An 18323-nucleotide genomic window follows, 5' to 3' on the forward strand; every position below is an offset into this window, starting at 1 on the left:
CCCTTGTGTGTGTCTGTCGTCATTTGGTTTCGAACCGGGTCGCGCCATCCCAATCAGGGTCTTGTGGTCGCAACGCCATCGAGGCTAAACGCTGGGCATAGAGCTGGTAAAGGACTTTTTTGGCATCCGCGGCGAGCAGGGGGGCCAGCAAGTTTCGGCCCATCGCCCAGTCCTGCCGTCGGTAGGCCGCGAGCACTTCGCTCCAGCGGCCGAGCAGTTGCCGGGTCTGCGCCACCGCCTCGGGCGTGCGCACGGCCAGCGGCGTAAAAACGGCAACGGCCTGTGCCTTTCCCTTGACGCGAACGCTGTCGAGTTCCTGCCAGATGTAGCCGGGCGCCAGCTCGCATGTCGCGCCGCTGGCCACGACTTGCACGCCGTAGTGTCCGCTCAGGCCCTCGAGGCGGGATGCGAGGTTGACCGCGTCGCCGACCACGGTATAGCTGCGGCGCGCGGCGGAGCCCATGTCGCCCACGCTCATCAGGCCGCTGTTGATGCCGATGCCCACGCTGATCTCGGGCCGGCCGCTGGCGCGGTGGATGCGGTTGATGTCGTGCACGGCATCGGCCATATCGAGCGCGGCCCGTACGGCGAGCGTGGCGTGGTCGGGCGTGTCGATGGGGGCGCCCCAGAAGGCCATTACGCAGTCGCCCATGTACTTGTCGATGGTGCCGCGGTGCGCGCTGATGACGTTGGTGAGCCGGCTGAAGACGGTGTTGAGAAAGGCCTGCAGCTCGGCCGGCGCCATCTGCTCCGACAGGCGGGTGAAGTCGCGCATGTCGCAGAACATCACGGTCATGGGCTTGCTCTCGGCGCGCATGCTGTAGCGGCCGGGGTGCTCCATCATTTCGTTGACGAGCTGTGGCGGCACGTAGGTGCCGAAGAGCCGCACCAGGCCGCGCCGCGCACGCGATTCGACGAAGTAGCCCCAGCTCATGTTGAGCACGAAGGCCAGCGCCGTCATCGCCAGCGCCGACGCCAGCGGCAGCACGAGGCTGTGGCTCACGTACAACCAGGTGTTGAGACCGATCAGCGCGGCGATCGTCCCCGCGGCCAGCAGCAGGGCGCGAGGCGCCGACAGCAACGACAGCCCAAAGGCCAGCACGAGCCCCGTCACGGCGACAAGCAGCACCTCATAGCCCACCGCGTAATCGGGCACGCTGAGCAGCCGATGGTCGAGCAGGGCGGAGACGACGTTGGCGTGCACTTCCACACCCGGAAACGCAGCCTCGACAGGCGTGGCGCGCAGATCCTGCAGCCCGGGGGCCGTGGCGCCCAGGAGCACGATCTTGTCCTTCAGCTCGCCCGGTCCGAGTCGACCTTCGAGCACGTCCGCTGCAGGCACGTAGCGGAACGATCCTCCGTCCGAGCCGCCTGGGCCGCGAAACGGCACCTGCATGCTGCCCGTGCCGTCGACCGGAATTCGCAGGCGGCCCACTCTCAGCGATTCGAGCTGCGGCGTGGCGGCTCCTCCGGGCGCAAAGGCCGGCTGCACGGGCGGCGATCCGTTCGCGAGGCGGTAGACGGCGAGCCCCAGCGACTCGTAGTAACCCGGCTGCGCCTTGTCGCCTTCGTAGCGGGCGATGAGCGGCACGCTGCGAATGACGCCGTCGCCGTTGGCACCGACCAGCGTATTCAGGAAACCCGCCATTGGCGCGGCCTGCGCCAGTGCCGGCAGACTTGCACCAAAGCCGTTCCAGGTCGTTGCGTAGATCCCGCCCGAGGGGAAGGCCCCGGCTGGCAGCAAGGGGGCAGCAGGCAGCTGCCCCTTGGCACTCGGCGCCTCGGTCCGCGTGAAGTAATAGCCCAGCGCCACGCGCCGGCCGCTCAGCGCCGCGGCGAAGGTGGCGTCATGGTCGAGGCCAGGCGCCAGTCGCTCGACCTCGGCGGACAGGCCCGGCACGTTGCTCAACGGCCCGCTTGCCATCTCCCGCAGCCTGTCGAGGCCCGAGCTGCGGTCCGGTTCCAGAAACATGACGTCGAAGCCGAGCACGGCCGCCTGCTGGCGGGTCATCAGCTCCGTGGTGAGGCGGGCGATCTTGTCGCGCGCCCAGGGCCATTGGCCCTGGCGCGCCAGGCTGGCGTCGTCGACGTCGACGATCACGACCCGCGCATCGGGTGTGCCCGGCATGGTGGCGCGCAGGCGAATGTCGTAGATCAGCCGGTCAAGGCGTTCGATCGCGGTCAGCGGCCAGGCGCCGGTGGCATGCGCCAGTGCCAGCAGCACGGGCAGCAAGGTGATGGCGATGCGCGGCCAGTGCCGCCGCAGTTCCCTCACGGCACAGCGCCCGTGCGGACGTTACCGCGGTAGGCCGAAGGAGAAGGCGGCTCAGATGCGCACGAACTGCATGCGCGTGGCGCCACCCAGCTCGAGCACGTCGCGCTCCTGCAGCGCAACCGCCTCGGCGCCGAGCTGCAGGCCGTTGAGCGTGACGTTGCCTTCGACGCCCGCAGCCACATAGCCCTGTCGGCGGCGCGTGACCACAGCCACCGCGACACCGGGCTTGCCGATGGTGGTGACGACCTTCTGCAGGGCCACGTCCTGCCCCTCGTTGGCGCCGGATAGCACGCGCAGCACCGGAATGCCGAGCTCGACCAAGGCGCCGGATTCCGTTGGCGCCGACGACAGCGGCATGGACCCCGAGGGGTACTCGGCCGACGGGGAGCGGACCGAGCCGGTGCCGATGGGCAGATTGCTGCGCGCGCGGAAATGGATGCGGCAGCCCCCGACCTCGATGACATCGTTGTCCTTGAGCGCCTGCTTCTGGATGGCGAGCGCATTGACGTAGGTGCCGTTGGTGCTGTTGAGATCTTCAATTTCGACTTCGCCACCGCTCATGTGCAGCACGGCATGCTCGCCGCTGACCGCCAGATTGTCGATCACGATGTCGTTGTAGGCACGGCGTCCCAGCGTCGTGCGTTCCTTGGCAAGCGCCACTTGCCCGATGACAACGCCATCGACCGAGATGATCATCTTCGGCATTGCCGACTCCCCGAATCCAGAGCTTGAATGACGGCAAGCACATTGGCGGATTGCCGCCAGGGCCTGCTACTTGGCCGTGCGAGACGCTTCTGCAACGCTCGCGCTGGCAAGGACAACCGATATGTTGTCCCGTCCACCATTGTCATTGGCAATTGAAACCAAAAGTGATGCTTTTTTCTGAAGCCCGACATCGTGTCCTAGAAGCGTGAAAAGCTGCTCATCCGAAACCATCTCGCTGAGCCCGTCGGAGCAAAGCATATAGAGATCGCCCGGTCTTGCGCTGTGTTCGTGCATTTCCAGCAAGACTTGGGCCTCCACGCCCACGGCGCGCGTCACAAGGTTGCGGGTGGGCGAATTCAGGGCTTCCTCGGCGGTGATGGCGCCGGCGTCGAGCTGCTGCTGGCGCAGCGAGTGGTCGCGGGTGAGCAGCTCCAGCTTGTTGTTGCGCACCCGGTAGCACCGCGAATCGCCGATGTGGCCGACCAGCACGCGCTGCGGCCGGAACGCCGCTAGCACCAGCGTCGTTCCCATGCCCTGCAGTTCGTGATTGGTCATGCCTGCGTGCAGGATCGAGCTGTTGGCCTCGTCCGTAGCCGCCTGCAGCGCCCGCCGGATCACGCGGGTCGGCGCCTGCATTCCGGCCTGGGCGAACCACCGGCCGAAGCTGGCGTGCATCAGCGAGACAGCCATCGCGCTCGCCACTTCGCCGCCCTTGTAGCCGCCCATGCCGTCGGCCAGCAAGGCCAACCCCAGGGCGGAGTCCACGTGCACGGCGTCCTCGTTATGGGCCCGCGTCCGCCCGACGTCAGTCAGGGCGGCGAATTCCCAGGTCAGCGGAGGGCGGGTGGAGAACAGGGAAACGCCGACACTCGCCATGGTTTGTCAGTGCCGACTTCTCGAAAACTCAGTGCGCAGCGGCGCGTGCGCGCCGTTGCAGCAAGCGGCCACCGGCCACGACGAGCAACGCACCAGCAGCAGCCGCCGCGTAGTGCAACCAGGGGTTGGCCGCCAGCGTGTCGCGCAGCACCGCGTCCTGCACGATGGTTTCGCCACCGACCCAGCCGATCAGCGCGGCGCCCAGCATGACGATGATCGGGAAACGTTCCATGAGCTTGATCATGAGCGTGCTGCCGAAAATCACCAAGGGGATGCTGATTGCCAAGCCGAGGACCAGCAGGACCATGCTGCCCTGCGCGGCGGCCGCGACGGCAATCACGTTGTCCAGGCTCATCACCAGGTCAGCCAGCAGGATGGTGCGCACGGCGGCCATCATGCTGCCGTATTCCTTGGATTCGCCCTCGCCCTCGTCGTCCTCGCTCAGCAGCTGCAGGCCGATCCACAACAGCAGCAGGCCGCCGATGATCTGCAGGTAAGGCAGGGCGAGCAGCTTGGCCGCCACCACCGTGAGCACGATACGCAGCACCACGGCCGCGCCCGAGCCGAAGAGCACGGCCTTTTTCTGCTGCGCGGGCGGCAACGAACGCGCCGCCATGGCAATCACCACCGCGTTGTCTCCCGACAGGATGATGTTGATCCAGACGATCTTGAGCAGACCTAACCAGAAGTCTGTGCTTTGAAGAATTTCCATGTCTCTGATCCCACTGTGTTTTATTGAAAAAAGCGCCCGCAATCCAGTGCGGGCGCTTCTTTGTTTCTGCGTGGTCCTACGGCATGTTGCTGCCGTTTTCCGTTTTAGAGCTGCGCCTTGAGCAGCTTGGCCAGTTCCGAGAAGTTGCGCGTCACGGTGAAGCCGCATTCTTCCATGATGGCAAGCTTGGCATCAGCCGTGTCGGCGCCGCCCGAGATCAGCGCGCCGGCGTGGCCCATGCGCTTGCCGGGAGGGGCAGTGACACCGGCGATGAAGCCGACGACCGGCTTCTTCATGTGTTCCTTGCACCAGCGGGCTGCGTCAGCCTCGTCCGGGCCGCCGATTTCGCCGATCATGATGACGGCGTCGGTGTCCGGGTCGTCGTTGAAGGCCTTCATCACGTCGATGTGCTTCAGGCCGTTGATCGGGTCGCCGCCAATGCCGACTGCCGACGATTGGCCCAGGCCGATTTCGGTCAGTTGAGCCACGGCTTCATACGTCAGCGTGCCCGAGCGCGAGACCACGCCGATGCGGCCCTTGCGGTGGATGTGGCCGGGCATGATGCCGATCTTGATTTCGTCGGGCGTGATCAGGCCGGGGCAGTTCGGGCCCAGCAGCAGGGTCTTCTTGCCGCCGGCCGCTTCCTTGGCCTTCATCTTGTTGCGCACTTCGAGCATGTCGCGAACCGGGATGCCTTCGGTGATGCAGATCGCCAGGTCCAGGTCGGCTTCGACGGCTTCCCAGATGGCGGCCGCGGCGCCTGCCGGCGGCACGTAGATCACCGACACCGTGGCGCCGGTCTGCGAAGCAGCTTCCTTCACCGAGCCGAAGATCGGGATGTTGAAGATCGACTCGCCGGCCTTCTTCGGGTTCACGCCCGCCACGAAGGCGTTCTTGCCGTTCGCGTATTCCTGGCACTTCTCGGTGTGGAACTGGCCGGTCTTGCCGGTGATGCCTTGCGTGATGACTTTGGTGTCTTTGTTGATGTAGATCGACATGACTTGTTCCTTAGGCCTTCTTGACTGCTGCCACGACCTTCTGGGCCGCTTCCGCCATGGTGTCGGCGCTGATGATCGGCAGGCCCGAATCGGCCAGCAGCTTCTTGCCTTCGACTTCGTTGGTGCCCTTCATGCGAACGACCAGCGGCACTTGCAGGTTCACGGCCTTGCAGGCTGCGATCACGCCGGTGGCGATGGTGTCGCACTTCATGATGCCGCCGAAGATGTTGACGAGGATGGCCTCGACGTTCTTGTTCTTCAGCATGATCTTGAAGGCTTCCGTGACCTTCTCGGGGGTGGCGCCGCCGCCTACGTCCAGGAAGTTGGCCGGCTCGCCGCCGAACAGCTTGATGGTGTCCATGGTGGCCATGGCCAGGCCGGCACCGTTCACCAGGCAGCCGATGTTGCCGTCCAGCGAGATGTAGGCGAGGTCGAACTTCGAGGCTTCGACTTCGGCAGCGTCTTCTTCGTCGAGGTCGCGCAGGGCCACGATTTCGGGGTGGCGGAACAGCGCGTTGCTGTCGAAGTTGAACTTGGCGTCCAGCGCCATGACGTTGCCCTTGCTGTCACGGTTGAGCGGGTTGATCTCGACCAGCGAGGCGTCCGTCTCCATGTAGCAGGTGTAGAGCTTCTTGAGGATGTCGACCGTCTGGGCGGTCGAATCGGCCGGCATGCCGATGCCGTCGGCGATCTGCTTGGCCTGTTCGTCGGTCAGGCCCTTTTCGGGGTCTGCGAACACGGTGATGATCTTCTCGGGCGAGGAGTGAGCCACTTCCTCGATGTCCATGCCGCCTTCGCTCGAAGCGATGAAGGCCACCTTCTGGGTGGCGCGGTCGGTCACGGCCGAGACGTAGTATTCCTTGTTGATGTCGGCGCCGTCTTCGATGTAGAGGCGGCGGACCTTCTGGCCTTCGGGGCCGGTCTGGTGCGTCTTGAGCTGCATGCCGAGGATTTCGCCGGCGAGCTTCTTGACGTCTTCGATCGACTTGGCGACCTTGACGCCACCGCCCTTGCCGCGGCCACCCGCGTGGATCTGGGCCTTGACGACCCAGACCGGGCCTCCAAGTTTCTGGGCGGCTTCCACCGCCTCCTGAACCGTATAGGCCGGGATGCCGCGCGGCACCGGCACGCCGAACTTGGCAAGGATTTCCTTGCCTTGGTACTCGTGAATCTTCATGAGGGATGTCTCTCGGAAGGAGGAGGTTGAGAACGGGAGATCTGGGTGAGAGTGTTTCTGCTCTGTTGCTCGCGGGCGACGGCGGCCTGACGGCCGGGGGCGGCGAACAACCGCGGACTGTATCATGGTGCGCCGCACCAATACTGTACGTGGGGTTGCGGGCAATACGTACTTTCTTCTAGTTACCCGGGGCACCCTCCATCATGGCCAAGGTTTTCATCGACGGCGAAGCCGGCACCACCGGCCTGCAGATTCGCGAACGGCTCCAGGCGATGCCGCAGATCGAACTCGTGAGCATCGCGCCCGAGCTGCGAAAAGACGTGAACGCCAAGCGCGAACTGATGGCCGGCGTCGACCTGGTGGTGCTGTGCCTGCACGACGACGCGGCGCGCGAATCGGTCGCGCTGATCGACCAGTTGCCCGGCAAGAAGCCCAAGATCATCGACGCCTCCACGGCGCACCGCATCGCTCCCGGCTGGGTGTTCGGCTTCCCCGAACTCACCGAAGGCCACTGGCAGGCCGTGGCCAAGGCCGAGCGCGTCGGCAACCCCGGCTGCTACGCCACCGGCGCCATCGCCATGGTGCGCCCGCTGGTCGACGCGGGCATCCTGCCGGTCGACTTCCCCGTTTCGCTGCCCTCCGTGAGCGGCTATTCGGGCGGCGGCCGGACCATGATCGAGGCCTACGAAAAAGGCGAAGCGCCGCCGTACGAGATCTACGCCCTGGGCCTGAAGCACAAGCACATTCCCGAAATCATGACCTACACCGGCCTCACCCGCCGGCCGGTCTTCATTCCGTCGGTGGGCAATTTCAAGCAGGGCATGCTGGTGCAGCTGCCGCTGCATCTCGACCTGCTGCCCGGCAAGCCGAAGGCCGGCGACCTGCAAGATGCGCTGGCCGCGCACTACGCGCGCAGCAACACCCCCGAGAAATTCGTGAAGGTGCTGCCGCCCACCGAGGACGGCAAGCTCGAAGCGCTGGCGCTCAACGACACCAACGAGCTCGAGATCCGCGTGTTCCCCAACGAGGACCATCGCCATGCCGTGGTGATTGCCCGCCTCGACAACCTTGGCAAGGGCGCCAGCGGCGCCGCGGTGCAGAACCTGAAGCTGATGCTGGCGCTCTGAGCGCCGCGCCTCTTCAGTCAGTTCACCAGCCAGAGCCCGACGCCCAGCAGGGCCGCGTGCACGCCCAGCGCGACGTACAGCGGCTTGCGCGAAGGCGTCGCCATATCCTGCAGCGTCTCGTGGATCCGGCGCGTGAGCAGCGCGCGCAGCGCCGGGTCTTGCACAGCGCCCTCGCCTGCCACCGGCTCGCCATGCTCCACGCGACTTTGCTGCCATTCGGCCAGCATCTCGCTCAGCGGCAGCCTGTTGAGCACGAAGCCCACCACCGAACGCACCGCCTTGCCTTCACCCAGCACCGGCGCGAGCTGCTTGCTCAAGGCATCGACCGACAGCCAGTCGGCCGCGCGTTGCAAAGTGCCGTGGGCGCGCGGCATCGCTTCGATGCGCCCGGCAATCGCACCGCCGAGCCGCTGCGACACGGCCTCGCCACGCGCCGCGACCAGATGCTGCATCGCACGCGCGCGCCCTTGCTGCACGCCCAGCATCACGTAGACGACCACGAACAGCAGCAGCAGAACCGCCACCAGCAGCGGCGGCGAGGTGATGAGCGCGACGATGGCGCCGGCTCCACCGGCGCGCGCGGCCGTATTGCCCGGCCCCTGCAACTGGCTCAGATAGAAGAAGAAAACGCCGCCGCCCAGGATGACGCCAAGCAGGCCGCCCTTGATCACGGAACCGGCGAAAGACAAGCCGGCCTTGGCGCCGGTGCGAACGAGAGACGGCTGGCCGACGGGGTCGGATGACATGGAAAAACTCCTCCGTTGATTGACGGCCGCTCTGCTCGACTGCTTGCCGTGCAATCCGGCGGCCTGCCGCGGATCATGCCATCGGCGCCCCACACCATAATCGCGCACCAACCACACAAGGAGGACTTCATGGCCGTCAAATTCCAGAAACCGACCGCGGCATTCGTCGCCGCATCCTGGGCCGCGCTGCTCATCGGCGCCATCGTCTACCTGATCGGGCTGTGGAACGCCTCCATGCAGCTCAACGAGAAGGGCTACTACTTCACCATCCTGATGTACGGCCTGTTCGCCGCCGTCTCGCTGCAGAAGACCGTGCGCGACCGCCTCGAAGGCACCGCCGTCACCGGCATCTACTACGGCCTGTGCTGGATCTCGCTGCTGCTGTCGGTGGCGCTGCTCGCCGTCGGCCTCTTCAACGCCACGCTGGCCGCGAGCGAAAAGGGCTTCTACGCCATGGCCTTCCTGTTGAGCCTGTTCGGCGCTGTGGCCGTGCAGAAGAACGTGCGCGACATCGCCGCGCACAAGAGCGAGATGCCGTCGCTCGACGACTCGCCCGAAGCCAACTGAGCGGCGACCCCGGGGCCGGGCGCTACTCGTTGTCGTTGTAGCCGCTGGCCCCCATCAGCGCCGACAGGCGCGCGGAGATGTTGCCGACGATGCCGCGCACCTGCACCACGTCCGGCGCCGACTTCTGGTCGATGCGCTCGATGTACGGCACGTTGATCGACGCGATCACGTGGTCGGCCGCCCCCATCACCGGGAACGCGATGTTGGTGATGCCGCGCGTCTGCTTGCTCGGCATGGCCGAATAGCCGCGCTCGCGCACCTCCTGCAGGATGGCGAAGAGCTCGCCCGGGTCCATGTCGAGCTCGCCTTCCACACCGATGTGGGCGCGCAGCATGCGGGCGCGGTCGATCTCGTCGCGGAAGGCCAGCAGCACGTGGCCTGACGACGTATCCGTCAGCCCCATCACCACCCCCACCTTGAGCCCGAACGACCAGCGCTCGGGGCTCTCGACCTGCGCGATGACCACCACGCGCCCGCCCTGGTACATGGTGAGGTGGCACGACTGGCGCGCCCGGTTGGCCAGCTCGCGCAGCAATGGCAGCGCCGCGCTCACCAGGCTCTTGAGCGGCTGCTGGCGGTGCGCCAGCTCGAACATGCGCAGCGTGAGCGTGTAGCGGTCGTTCTCGTCGACCTGCACATAGCCGCGCCGCTGCAGCGTCACCGCCATGCGGAAGATCTCGCTGACCTTGCGCCCGACCTTCTGCGCCAGCTCGTTCAGCGTGTAGCCGGTGGCGCTGTCGGCCAGCGCCTCCAGGATGTCCAGCCCCTTCTCGAGCGCCGGCGCGGCATAGCGCAGCGCGCCCTCCCCTTCGGGCGCGGCCTCTTCCTGACTCTGTAGTTCTTCCGGCGCTGGTGCTTGCTTCATTGTTCCCTGCTCAGTTCGACCATCCACCGTCGATCATATGGATCGCGCCGGTGGTGAAGGCCGACTCGTCGGAAGCCAGGTACACCACCAGCGCAGCAATTTCTTCCGGTTTGCCGACGCGCCCGAGCGGCTGGCGCGCCACGAAGGCGGCGCGCACCGCGGCTTCGTCGGCGCCGGCCTGCTCGGCCTGGGCCGCGATCCGGTCGCGCAGCGAGGGCGATTCGACCGTGCCCGGGCAGATGGCATTGCAGCGCACGCCCTGCTGGATGAAGTCGGCGGCCACCGCCTTGGTCAGCCCGATGACCGCGGCCTTCGAGGCGCCATAGACGAAGCGGTTCGGCACGCCCTTCACGCTCGACGCGGCCGAGGCCATGTTGATGATCGAGCCGCCGCGCTCCAGCATCGCCGGAAGGAAGGTGCGGATGGTGCGATACATCGACTTCACATTGAGGTCCATGCTGAAGTCCCAGTCGGCTTCCTCGCAGGCCAGGATGTTGCCGCTGTGCACGAAGCCGGCGCAGTTGAAGAGCACGTCGAGCCGCCCCGCGGTCTGCGCGAAGGCCTGCAGCGCGGCGCTGTCGCGCACGTTGAGCGTGGCGGTCTTCAGGCCCGACAGGCCTTCTTCGCGGGCCAGCGCTGCGAGTTCGGCCAGCGCGGCTTCGTCCACGTCGGTGGCCCATACGGCGGCGCCTTCGCGCGCCAGCGCCAGTGCGCTGGCGCGGCCGATGCCCTTGCCGGCAGCAGTGACGAGGATGTTCTTTCCCTGAACGCGAGAAGTCATTGGCGATGTCCTTTGAGTGAGTGCCGGCGCATATGTGAAATATCAATTTCACTGATGAAATCAAATATACGCGACCAGCAAGCCTTTGCATCCCCTCAAAAACCCGGGATCGGTCGCTCAATCATTGGTGAATACCCTTGAATTGGCGCAAACCCCAGCTTCTATTCGAAGGCCTGCTGCTAACCTCATCTGTGAAAAGTAGTTTTACCTAAGAAAACGAGATTCACCCATGGCCCAAGCACCCTCCTCGCTGCTCACCCGCCTGCAAGCCTGCTACACGGGCATCCTCCACGACGTGATGCGCGCCGCGGGCCTGCGCGACTTCACGCTGCCGCCCACGCTGCGCCCGCTGATCGCCGGCCAGAAGATGTGCGGGCCGGCCTTCACGGTGAACGGCCGCGTCGACCCGGCGGCCGATCCGCACGAGACGCTGATGGCGTGGACCGGCTTTCTCTCGCGTGCCAAGCCCGGCCACATCGCCGTGATCCAGCCGAACGACTCGACGGTGTCGCACATGGGCGAGCTCTCGGCCGAGACGCTGGGCCGCAAGGGCGTGCTGGGCGTGATCGCCGACGGCGGCGTACGCGATGCCGAATTCATCCTGCAGCAGGGCTTCCAGGTATGGCACCGCTACTTCACGCCGCGCGACATCGTCGGCTACTGGCTGCCAGATGCGATGGACGTGCCGGTGCGCATCGGCGACGTCACGGTGAACCCCGGCGACCTGCTGCTGGCCGACACCGATGGCGTGATCTGCCTGCCGCTCGCGCAGGCCGAAGCCATCGTTACCGAGGCCGAACACATGATGGGCCGCGAGAACCTCGTGCGCACCGCCATCCTCGCGGGCACCGACCCGCAAGAGGCCTACCTGAAGTACCGCAAGTTCTGAGCGCCGGATGTCGAACCCGCAATCCATCGACGCCCGGCTGGTGCTGCTCTCGCCCGGCGACAACTGCCTGATCGCCTGCACCCGCCTTGCCGCCGGCACGTCCGTGCAGCTCGAAGACGGTGCAGTGACCCTGCCGAAAGAAATCGGCCTGGGCCACAAGCTCGCGCGCCATGCCATCGCGGCCGGCGAGAAGGTGCTGAAGTACGGCGCCGTCATCGGCAGCCTGCGCCTGGCCGTAGAGGCCGGCGAGCACATCCACACGCACAACCTCGACAGCGACTACACGCCCACCTACACGCTGGACGAGGGCAAGACCTTCGTCGGCCACGCCTGAGACGCCCTCCCCGCATGAACGCTCCCAATTTCAAGATCAACGGATTCCCGCGCGCCGACGGCCGCAAGGGCATCCGCAACGTCGTGGTCGTGGCCTACCTGGTCGAATGCGCGCATCACGTCGCCCGCGAGATCACGCTCAACTTCCGCCAGCAGGACGGTGAATCGGAAGTGCATCTCGTCGGCTTCCCCGGCTGCTACCCGAACGAGTACGCCGAACGCATGATGCAAGCCATTGCCACGCACCCCAACGTGGGCGCGGCGCTGCTGATCTCGCTGGGCTGCGAGAGCATGAACAAGCGCAAGCTCGAAGAGGCCGTTGCCGCATCGGGCCGGCCGGTGCACACGCTCACCATCCAGCAGAAGGGCGGCACGCGCACCACCATCCGCGAAGGCACGCAGTGGGTGCAGTGGGCGCTGGCCGAAATCGCGCAGCAGCAGCGCGTGCCCATGGACCTGAGCGAGCTCGTGGTGGGCACGATCTGCGGCGGCTCCGACGGCACCAGCGGCATCACCGCCAACCCGGCCGTGGGCCGCGCCTTCGACCTGCTGATCGAACAGGACGCGCGCTGCATCTTCGAGGAAACCGGCGAGCTGATCGGCTGCGAGTTCCACATGCAGCGCCGCGCCGCCACGCCGGAGCTCGGCGAGGCCATCGTCGAATGCGTGAACAAGGCCGCGCGCTACTACAGCACCATGGGCCACGGCAGCTTCGCGCCGGGCAATGCCGACGGCGGGCTCTCGACCATCGAGGAAAAATCGCTGGGCGCATATGCGAAAAGCGGCGCCTCGCCCATCAACGGCATCGTGAAGCCGGGCGACGTTCCGCCGCAGGGCGGCCTCTACCTGCTCGACGTGGTGCCCGACGGCGAGCCGCGCTTCGGCTTTCCGAACATCAGCGACAACGCAGAGATCGTCGAACTCATCGCCTGCGGCGCGCACCTCATCCTGTTCACCACGGGCCGCGGCTCTGTGGTGGGCTCTGCCGTGTCGCCCGTCATCAAGGTCTGCGCCAACCCCGACACCTACCGCCAGCTCGGCGAGGACATGGACGTCGATGCCGGCCGCATCCTCGAAGGGCGCGGCACGCTGCAGGAGGTGGGCCAGGAGATCTTCGACGCTGTGCGCAGCGTTGCCGACGGCGCAGCCACCAAGTCCGAGGCGCTGGGACATCGCGAATTCATCCTGACCTACAAGGCCTTCGAACCGCTCGGCCCTTCGTGCCTGCCGCTCGCCAGTATTGCTCGCGCTGCGTGAGCGGCACCCTCCCCTGCTTTCTTCCATTGGACTTCCGGAGCCCAACGCATTGAACTACCAGTTCGACTTCATGCCCGTGCTCGAGCAGTGGCCGCTGCTGCTCGAAGGCGCGTGGACCACCGTGCAGCTGTCCTTCATCGCGACGGTGCTGGGCTTTGCGCTGGGCACGGTCTGCGCACTGGGGCGCAACAGCCGCCAAGGCTGGCTGCGGCGCCTGACGGGCGGCTACGTGGAAGCCATCCGCAACACACCGCTGCTGATCCAGAGCTACTTCCTCATCTTCGGCCTCTCCAGTGCCGGCGTGACGATGCCGATCATGGTGGGCGCGGTGCTGGCGCTGGTGGTGAACATCGGCGCGTACAGCTGCGAGATCATCCGCGCGGGCATCGAGTCGATCCACAAGGGCCAGCTCGAGGCGGCGCAATGCCTGGGCCTGTCGAAGCTGCAGGTGTTCTGGCACGTGATCCTGCGGCCCGCGGTGGAGCGCGTGTACCCGGCGCTCGCCAGCCAGTTCGTGCTGCTGATGCTGGCCTCCAGCATCATGTCGTCGATCGGCGCGGAAGAGCTCTTCGGCGTGGCCAACCGCATCCAGTCGGACACCTTCCGCAACTTCGAGATCTTCATCGTGCTGTGGGTGGTGTACCTGGCGCTGTCGTACGCCATGCGCCTGGGCTTCTGGCTGCTGGGCATGCTGATCTTCCCGCGCCGGCGCAAGCTGGGCACGCCGCTGTGAAGCGGGCGAAAGAGGTTTCGACATGACCTTCATGCCAATCGATCACTTCGGCTTTTTGTTGATGGGCGCGTGGGGCACGGTACAGCTCTCGGCGCTTGCGTTCGTGGGCGGCGGGCTCATCGGGCTGGCGGTGGCGCTGGCGCGCGTGTCGCCGGTGAAGGCGGTGCGGCGCATTGCGGCGGGCTACATCCAGGTCATCCAGGGCACGCCGCTGCTGGTGCTCATGGGCGTGTGCTTCTTCGGACCCAACATCGCGGGCATCGGCTCGGTGCCGGCGATCGTCGCGGCAGCGCTGGCCATCACCATCTATGCGAGCGCCTTCCTGGGCGAGATCTGGCGCGGCTGCATCCAGTCCGTGCCGCGCAGCCAGTGGGAAGCCGCCGAGTGCCTGGCGCTCACGCGCTGGGAGCGCATGCGCCGCGTGATCCTGCCGCAGGCGCTGCGCATCGCGACGCCGCCCACAGTGGGCTTCCTGGTGCAGATCATCAAGAACACGTCGATCGCGTCGCTGGTGGTCGGCTATGCCGAGCTTTCCTACAACGCCAAGGTGCTGAACAACTCGACGTTCCAGCCCTTCCTGTATTTCGGGTGCGCGGTGGTCCTGTATTTCATTCTTTGTTACCCGCTGTCGCGATGGAGTCGCGCCCTTGAAAGGAAGCTCAATGCAGCCCGTGGTTGAACTCAACGACGTCCACAAGCACTTCGGCAAGCTGCATGTGCTCAAGGGCGTGTCGTTCTCGGTGACGCGCGGGCAGGTGGTTGCCATCATCGGCCAGAGCGGCTCGGGCAAGAGCACCGCGCTGCGTTGCATCGACCGGCTGGAGACCATCGACAGCGGCACCATCCAGTGCTGCGGCCACGCGGTGCACGACCCGGCGCTGAACCTGCGCGACCTGCGCAAGGACGTGGGCATCGTGTTCCAGAGCTACAACCTGTTCCCGCACCTCACGGTGAAGCAGAACATCACGCTCGCGCCGCAATCGGTGAAGAAGATGAGCGCATCGGAAGCCGGCGCCATCGCCATGGAAGTGCTCGAACGCGTGGGCCTGGCCGAGAAGGCCGACGCCTACCCCGAACAGCTCTCGGGTGGCCAGCAGCAGCGCGTGGCCATCGCGCGATCGCTCGCGATGAAGCCGCAGCTGATGCTGTTCGACGAAGTGACTTCCGCGCTCGACCCGCAGCTCACCGGCGAAGTGCTCAAGGTGATGGAAAAGCTCGCTGCCGAGGGCATGACCATGATCCTCGTCACGCACGAGATGGCGTTCGCGCGCGGCGTGGCCGACAAGGTCATCTACATGCACCAGGGGCTGGTGTGGGAGGAAGGCGACGCCGGCATCCTCAGCGACCCGCAGACGCCCGAGCTGCGCCAGTTCATCGGCACCGGGCTTTGATTTTCTTTTCAGACAACTCCAGGAGACCTTCGATGACTTCTTCCCTCTCGTTCAAGCGCCGCGGCGCGCTGCTGTCCGCGCTCGTGCTGGCACTGCCGCTGGCCTTCGCAAGCGCATCGGCGCACGCCGACCAGCTCGACACCATCACCGCCGCCAAGAAGATCCGCGTGGCCATCGACCTCGCAGTGCCGCCCTACGGCCTGAAGGACGAGAAGCTCAACGCCACCGGCTCCGACGTCGAGACCGCGCGCTTGCTGGCCAGGACCCTGGGCCTCGAGCTGGAGATCGTGCCCACCACCGGCGCCAACCGCATTCCCTTCCTGCAGACCGACAAGGCAGACATCGTGATCTCCAGCATGTCGGTCACGCCGGAGCGCGAGAAGGTCGTCGACTTCTCTGTGCCCTATGCCGCCATCCTGGCCGTGGTGGGCGCGCCCAAGAGCATGAGCATCACCGGCCCGGCCGACCTGGCGGGCAAGAAAGTGATTGCCACGCGCGGCACCACCAACGACCAGGAAGTGACGAAGATCCTGCCGGCCGGCGCGCAGATCGTGCGCTTCGACGACGACGCCACCTCCATCACCGCCGTGGTGAGCGGACAGGCCGACATCTTCGCGACCGCGCCGCCGCTCTTGAAGACCATCAACGAAAAGAACCCTGCCAAGCAGATGGAGCCGAAGTTCACGATGAAGGTCAACATGCTGGCCATCGGCATGCGCAAGAACGAGCCGCGCCTGAAGGCCAAGCTCGACGAGTTCGTGAAGGCGCAGCTCAAGAGCGGCGAGCTCAACACCATCTACAAGAAATACCACGGCGCCGACCTGCCCGCGGACGTGATGCGCAACGGAGCCTGAGCACGATGGCGAAGATCGACCAGGTAGAAATCGCGCAGATCGACATTGCGCCCAAGGTCAAGCGCACCGACGCCATCCAGTCCTTCGTGACGCAGGAGACCGTGATGGTCACCGTGCGCTGCGACGACGGCTCGGCGGGCACGGGCTACACGTACACCATCGGCACGGGCGGCTCGTCCATCGTGGCGCTGCTGAACGACCACCTGGTGCCGCGCCTGATCGGGCGCGACCCGCAGCAGTACGAAGCCATCTGGCGCGACCTGTTCTTCCACACGCACGCGACCGCCGTGGGCGCCATCACCAGCCTGGCGCTGGCGGCCATCGACACCGCGCTGTGGGACCGCAACGCGCGCGCGGCGGGACTGCCGCTGTGGCGGCTGGCCGGTGGTGCGCAGGCGCGCGTGCCGGTCTACACGACCGAGGGCGGCTGGCTGCACATCGAGCCCGCGCAACTCGTCGAGCAGACGCTCGCTGCGAAGGCCGACGGCTTTCTCGGCGCGAAGATCAAGGTCGGCAAGCCGCATGTGGCGCAGGACATCGCGCGCCTCTCGGCCGTGCGCGAGGCCGTGGGGGCGGACTTCGAGCTGATGGTCGATGCCAACCAGAGCTTCACCGCGGCAGAGGCCATTCGTCGTGCGCGCCAGTACGCGCCGCTCGACCTGGCATGGTTCGAGGAGCCGATGCCGGCCGAGCACGTGCGCGGGCACGCGCAGCTGCTGGCGAGCACCAGCGTGCCGATCGCAGTGGGCGAATCGATGTACCACCCGTCGCAGTTCGCGGAATACATCCAGCAGGGCGCCTGCTCCATCGTGCAGGCCGACGTGGCGCGCGTGGGCGGCATCACGCCGTGGCTGAAGATTGCGCACCTCGCGGAGGCGCACAACATCGCGATGTGCCCGCACTTCCTGATGGAGCTGCACGTGAGTCTGTGCGCGGCCGTGCCGAACGCGCGCTGGGTGGAATACATCCCGCAGCTCGACGACCTCACGACGAGCCGGCTGCGCATCGAAGGCGGCCATGCGGTGGCGCCGGAGACGCCGGGGCTGGGCATCGAGTGGGATGCCGAGCAGCTGAAGGCGCGGCGCAAGTTCGCGCCGATCGTGGTGCGCGGCTGAGTCGATCAGTCAGTCCGCTTCGAGCAGGTTGCGCAGCGCCTGCAGGTCGCGGGCGATCCACTGCGCATCGCGCTCGAAGGCCGCATCGTCCATGTGCGGCTGGCGCAGCAGCGTGAACTGCAGCTCGCAGGCGTCCGGCGCAACGCCGATCACGCGAAACGGCAGATAGACCTCGGGCACGCCTTCGGGCGCGACCCAGTGGTCGAGCACACCGAGATCGTTGCGCGGCGCGAAGCGCATGCGGGCCTCGCCGCTCTCGGGTGTGCGCACGATCCAGTGGTCGCCATGCGGCACCAGCGCGCTCTTGGCGAGGCCGCTGGCCCAGTCGGGCAAGCGCTTCGGATCTGCCGCCAGCACATAGGCGCGGCGCCATTCGCACTGCACGCGCTGAGTGATGACGCGGGACTGCGCGGCGTGGTCTTCATTCGTCGGTTTCATCGAAATCGCTCCTGAGTACCTTGGACACGACGGCGCCCGAAAAACCGCGCGCCATCAGGAATCGCATCTGCTTGGCCCGCTCCTTCGCGTCAGCGGGCGGCGCGTCGAAGCGGTGGCGCCACAGGGCCGTGGCGCGTTCGACTTCTGTTTCCTGCAGCCCAGCTATCGCTTCGGCGATGGCCTCGGGCGCGATGCCCTTGGCCTGCAGCTCCTGCTTTACCCGCAGCGCGCCCGAGCGGGCAGCGCGCTGGTTGAGTACAGAGGCCACCACGCGCGGCTCGCTGATGAAGTCTTTCGCTGCCAGCTCGTCGAGCGCCTTTGCCAGCGTGCCGGGCTCTTCTTCATGCTTTGCCAGCTTGCGCTCCAGCTCCGCGCGCGAATGTTCGCGCTGGCTCAGCAGGCGCAGTGCGCGGCCTTTGAGGGACGGGGCGTTGAATGCCATTCGGGGGTCGCTCGCGCGGCCCCCGGGGAGCCGCGCTCTGGC

Annotated in this window: 21 protein-coding genes; 10 read left to right on the top strand and 11 right to left on the bottom strand. The window is 66.4% G+C overall.

Features of this window, described 5'->3' with window-relative positions:
- Nucleotides 1-19: 19 nt before the first annotated feature.
- From BLW48_RS10245 to sucC, 6 genes are all read right to left on the bottom strand, one after another.
- Complete coding sequence (locus tag BLW48_RS10245) at nt 20-2275, bottom strand: CHASE2 domain-containing protein (RefSeq protein WP_093174458.1); 2256 nt, start codon at nt 2273-2275, stop codon at nt 20-22.
- Nucleotides 2276-2326: 51 nt separating this feature from the next.
- The gene (locus tag BLW48_RS10250; RefSeq protein ID WP_093174460.1) at nt 2327-2980 is read right to left on the bottom strand and encodes an FHA domain-containing protein; all 654 of its coding nucleotides are present in this window, start codon (nt 2978-2980) and stop codon (nt 2327-2329) included.
- A 66-nt stretch (nt 2981-3046) separates the two neighbouring features.
- Nucleotides 3047-3856 (bottom strand): Stp1/IreP family PP2C-type Ser/Thr phosphatase, encoded by an 810-nt coding sequence (locus BLW48_RS10255; protein ID WP_093174462.1) that lies wholly within the window; start codon nt 3854-3856, stop codon nt 3047-3049.
- Between the two features lie 28 nt (nt 3857-3884).
- Nucleotides 3885-4568, bottom strand: coding sequence for a TerC family protein (locus BLW48_RS10260; protein ID WP_093055233.1), 684 nt, complete (start codon nt 4566-4568; stop codon nt 3885-3887).
- 104 nt (nt 4569-4672) lie between these two features.
- A complete protein-coding gene (sucD, locus tag BLW48_RS10265; protein ID WP_007828710.1) occupies nt 4673-5566 on the bottom strand; it encodes a succinate--CoA ligase subunit alpha in 894 nt (297 codons plus the stop codon).
- A 10-nt stretch (nt 5567-5576) separates the two neighbouring features.
- Nucleotides 5577-6743 carry an ADP-forming succinate--CoA ligase subunit beta gene (gene sucC / locus BLW48_RS10270; RefSeq protein WP_042577345.1) on the bottom strand — a complete coding sequence of 389 codons (1167 nt, stop codon included), beginning with the start codon at nt 6741-6743 and terminating at the stop codon, nt 5577-5579.
- A gap of 203 nt (nt 6744-6946) precedes the next feature.
- On the opposite strand from sucC, the gene argC reads away from it, so the two are divergent.
- Complete coding sequence (gene argC, locus BLW48_RS10275) at nt 6947-7870, top strand: N-acetyl-gamma-glutamyl-phosphate reductase (RefSeq protein ID WP_093055231.1); 924 nt, start codon at nt 6947-6949, stop codon at nt 7868-7870.
- A 17-nt stretch (nt 7871-7887) separates the two neighbouring features.
- On the opposite strand, the gene BLW48_RS10280 is transcribed toward argC, so the two are convergent.
- Nucleotides 7888-8616, bottom strand: coding sequence for a hypothetical protein (locus tag BLW48_RS10280; RefSeq protein ID WP_093174464.1), 729 nt, complete (start codon nt 8614-8616; stop codon nt 7888-7890).
- Between the two features lie 129 nt (nt 8617-8745).
- Here BLW48_RS10280 and yiaA point away from each other — a divergent pair, with 129 nt between their 5' ends.
- A complete protein-coding gene (gene yiaA, locus BLW48_RS10285; RefSeq protein WP_093076293.1) occupies nt 8746-9183 on the top strand; it encodes an inner membrane protein YiaA in 438 nt (145 codons plus the stop codon).
- A gap of 22 nt (nt 9184-9205) precedes the next feature.
- On the opposite strand, the gene BLW48_RS10290 is transcribed toward yiaA, so the two are convergent.
- Both BLW48_RS10290 and BLW48_RS10295 read right to left on the bottom strand, forming a co-directional pair.
- The gene (locus BLW48_RS10290) at nt 9206-10048 is read right to left on the bottom strand and encodes an IclR family transcriptional regulator (protein WP_093055225.1); all 843 of its coding nucleotides are present in this window, start codon (nt 10046-10048) and stop codon (nt 9206-9208) included.
- Nucleotides 10049-10058: 10 nt separating this feature from the next.
- Nucleotides 10059-10829, bottom strand: a complete 771-nt coding sequence (locus BLW48_RS10295) for an SDR family oxidoreductase (RefSeq protein WP_093055224.1) — start codon at nt 10827-10829, stop codon at nt 10059-10061.
- Between the two features lie 229 nt (nt 10830-11058).
- On the opposite strand from BLW48_RS10295, the gene BLW48_RS10300 reads away from it, so the two are divergent.
- Genes BLW48_RS10300 through BLW48_RS10335 form a run of 8 tightly spaced genes read left to right on the top strand, consistent with a single transcriptional unit; the run spans nt 11059 to nt 17401 of the window.
- Nucleotides 11059-11718, top strand: coding sequence for an RraA family protein (locus BLW48_RS10300; RefSeq protein ID WP_093174466.1), 660 nt, complete (start codon nt 11059-11061; stop codon nt 11716-11718).
- Between the two features lie 7 nt (nt 11719-11725).
- A complete protein-coding gene (locus BLW48_RS10305) occupies nt 11726-12052 on the top strand; it encodes a UxaA family hydrolase (protein WP_093055220.1) in 327 nt (108 codons plus the stop codon).
- A gap of 14 nt (nt 12053-12066) precedes the next feature.
- On the top strand, nt 12067-13308 hold the full coding sequence (locus tag BLW48_RS10310) for a UxaA family hydrolase (protein ID WP_093174468.1): 1242 nt from the start codon (nt 12067-12069) through the stop codon (nt 13306-13308).
- Nucleotides 13309-13357: 49 nt separating this feature from the next.
- Entirely contained in the window at nt 13358-14041 is a 684-nt protein-coding gene (locus BLW48_RS10315) for an amino acid ABC transporter permease (protein WP_093174470.1), read from the top strand.
- 22 nt (nt 14042-14063) lie between these two features.
- Nucleotides 14064-14720: an amino acid ABC transporter permease gene (locus BLW48_RS10320; protein WP_371127368.1), complete on the top strand. Its 657-nt coding sequence runs from the start codon at nt 14064-14066 to the stop codon at nt 14718-14720.
- Nucleotides 14704-15432 carry an amino acid ABC transporter ATP-binding protein gene (locus BLW48_RS10325; protein ID WP_093076300.1) on the top strand — a complete coding sequence of 243 codons (729 nt, stop codon included), beginning with the start codon at nt 14704-14706 and terminating at the stop codon, nt 15430-15432. The genes BLW48_RS10320 and BLW48_RS10325 overlap by 17 nt, the downstream gene beginning before the upstream one ends.
- Nucleotides 15433-15464: 32 nt before the next feature.
- A complete protein-coding gene (locus BLW48_RS10330) occupies nt 15465-16286 on the top strand; it encodes a transporter substrate-binding domain-containing protein (protein WP_093174472.1) in 822 nt (273 codons plus the stop codon).
- Nucleotides 16287-16291: 5 nt separating this feature from the next.
- On the top strand, nt 16292-17401 hold the full coding sequence (locus BLW48_RS10335) for a mandelate racemase/muconate lactonizing enzyme family protein (RefSeq protein WP_093174474.1): 1110 nt from the start codon (nt 16292-16294) through the stop codon (nt 17399-17401).
- Nucleotides 17402-17410: 9 nt separating this feature from the next.
- On the opposite strand, the gene BLW48_RS10340 is transcribed toward BLW48_RS10335, so the two are convergent.
- Both BLW48_RS10340 and recX read right to left on the bottom strand, forming a co-directional pair.
- Nucleotides 17411-17839, bottom strand: coding sequence for a polyketide cyclase (locus BLW48_RS10340; protein WP_093055208.1), 429 nt, complete (start codon nt 17837-17839; stop codon nt 17411-17413).
- Nucleotides 17823-18281, bottom strand: coding sequence for a recombination regulator RecX (gene recX, locus BLW48_RS10345; RefSeq protein WP_093055206.1), 459 nt, complete (start codon nt 18279-18281; stop codon nt 17823-17825). The genes BLW48_RS10340 and recX overlap by 17 nt, the downstream gene beginning before the upstream one ends.
- Nucleotides 18282-18323: the final 42 nt, after the last annotated feature.

This window comes from Variovorax sp. YR266 (assembly GCF_900107295.1).
Lineage (GTDB): Bacteria > Pseudomonadota > Gammaproteobacteria > Burkholderiales > Burkholderiaceae_C > Variovorax.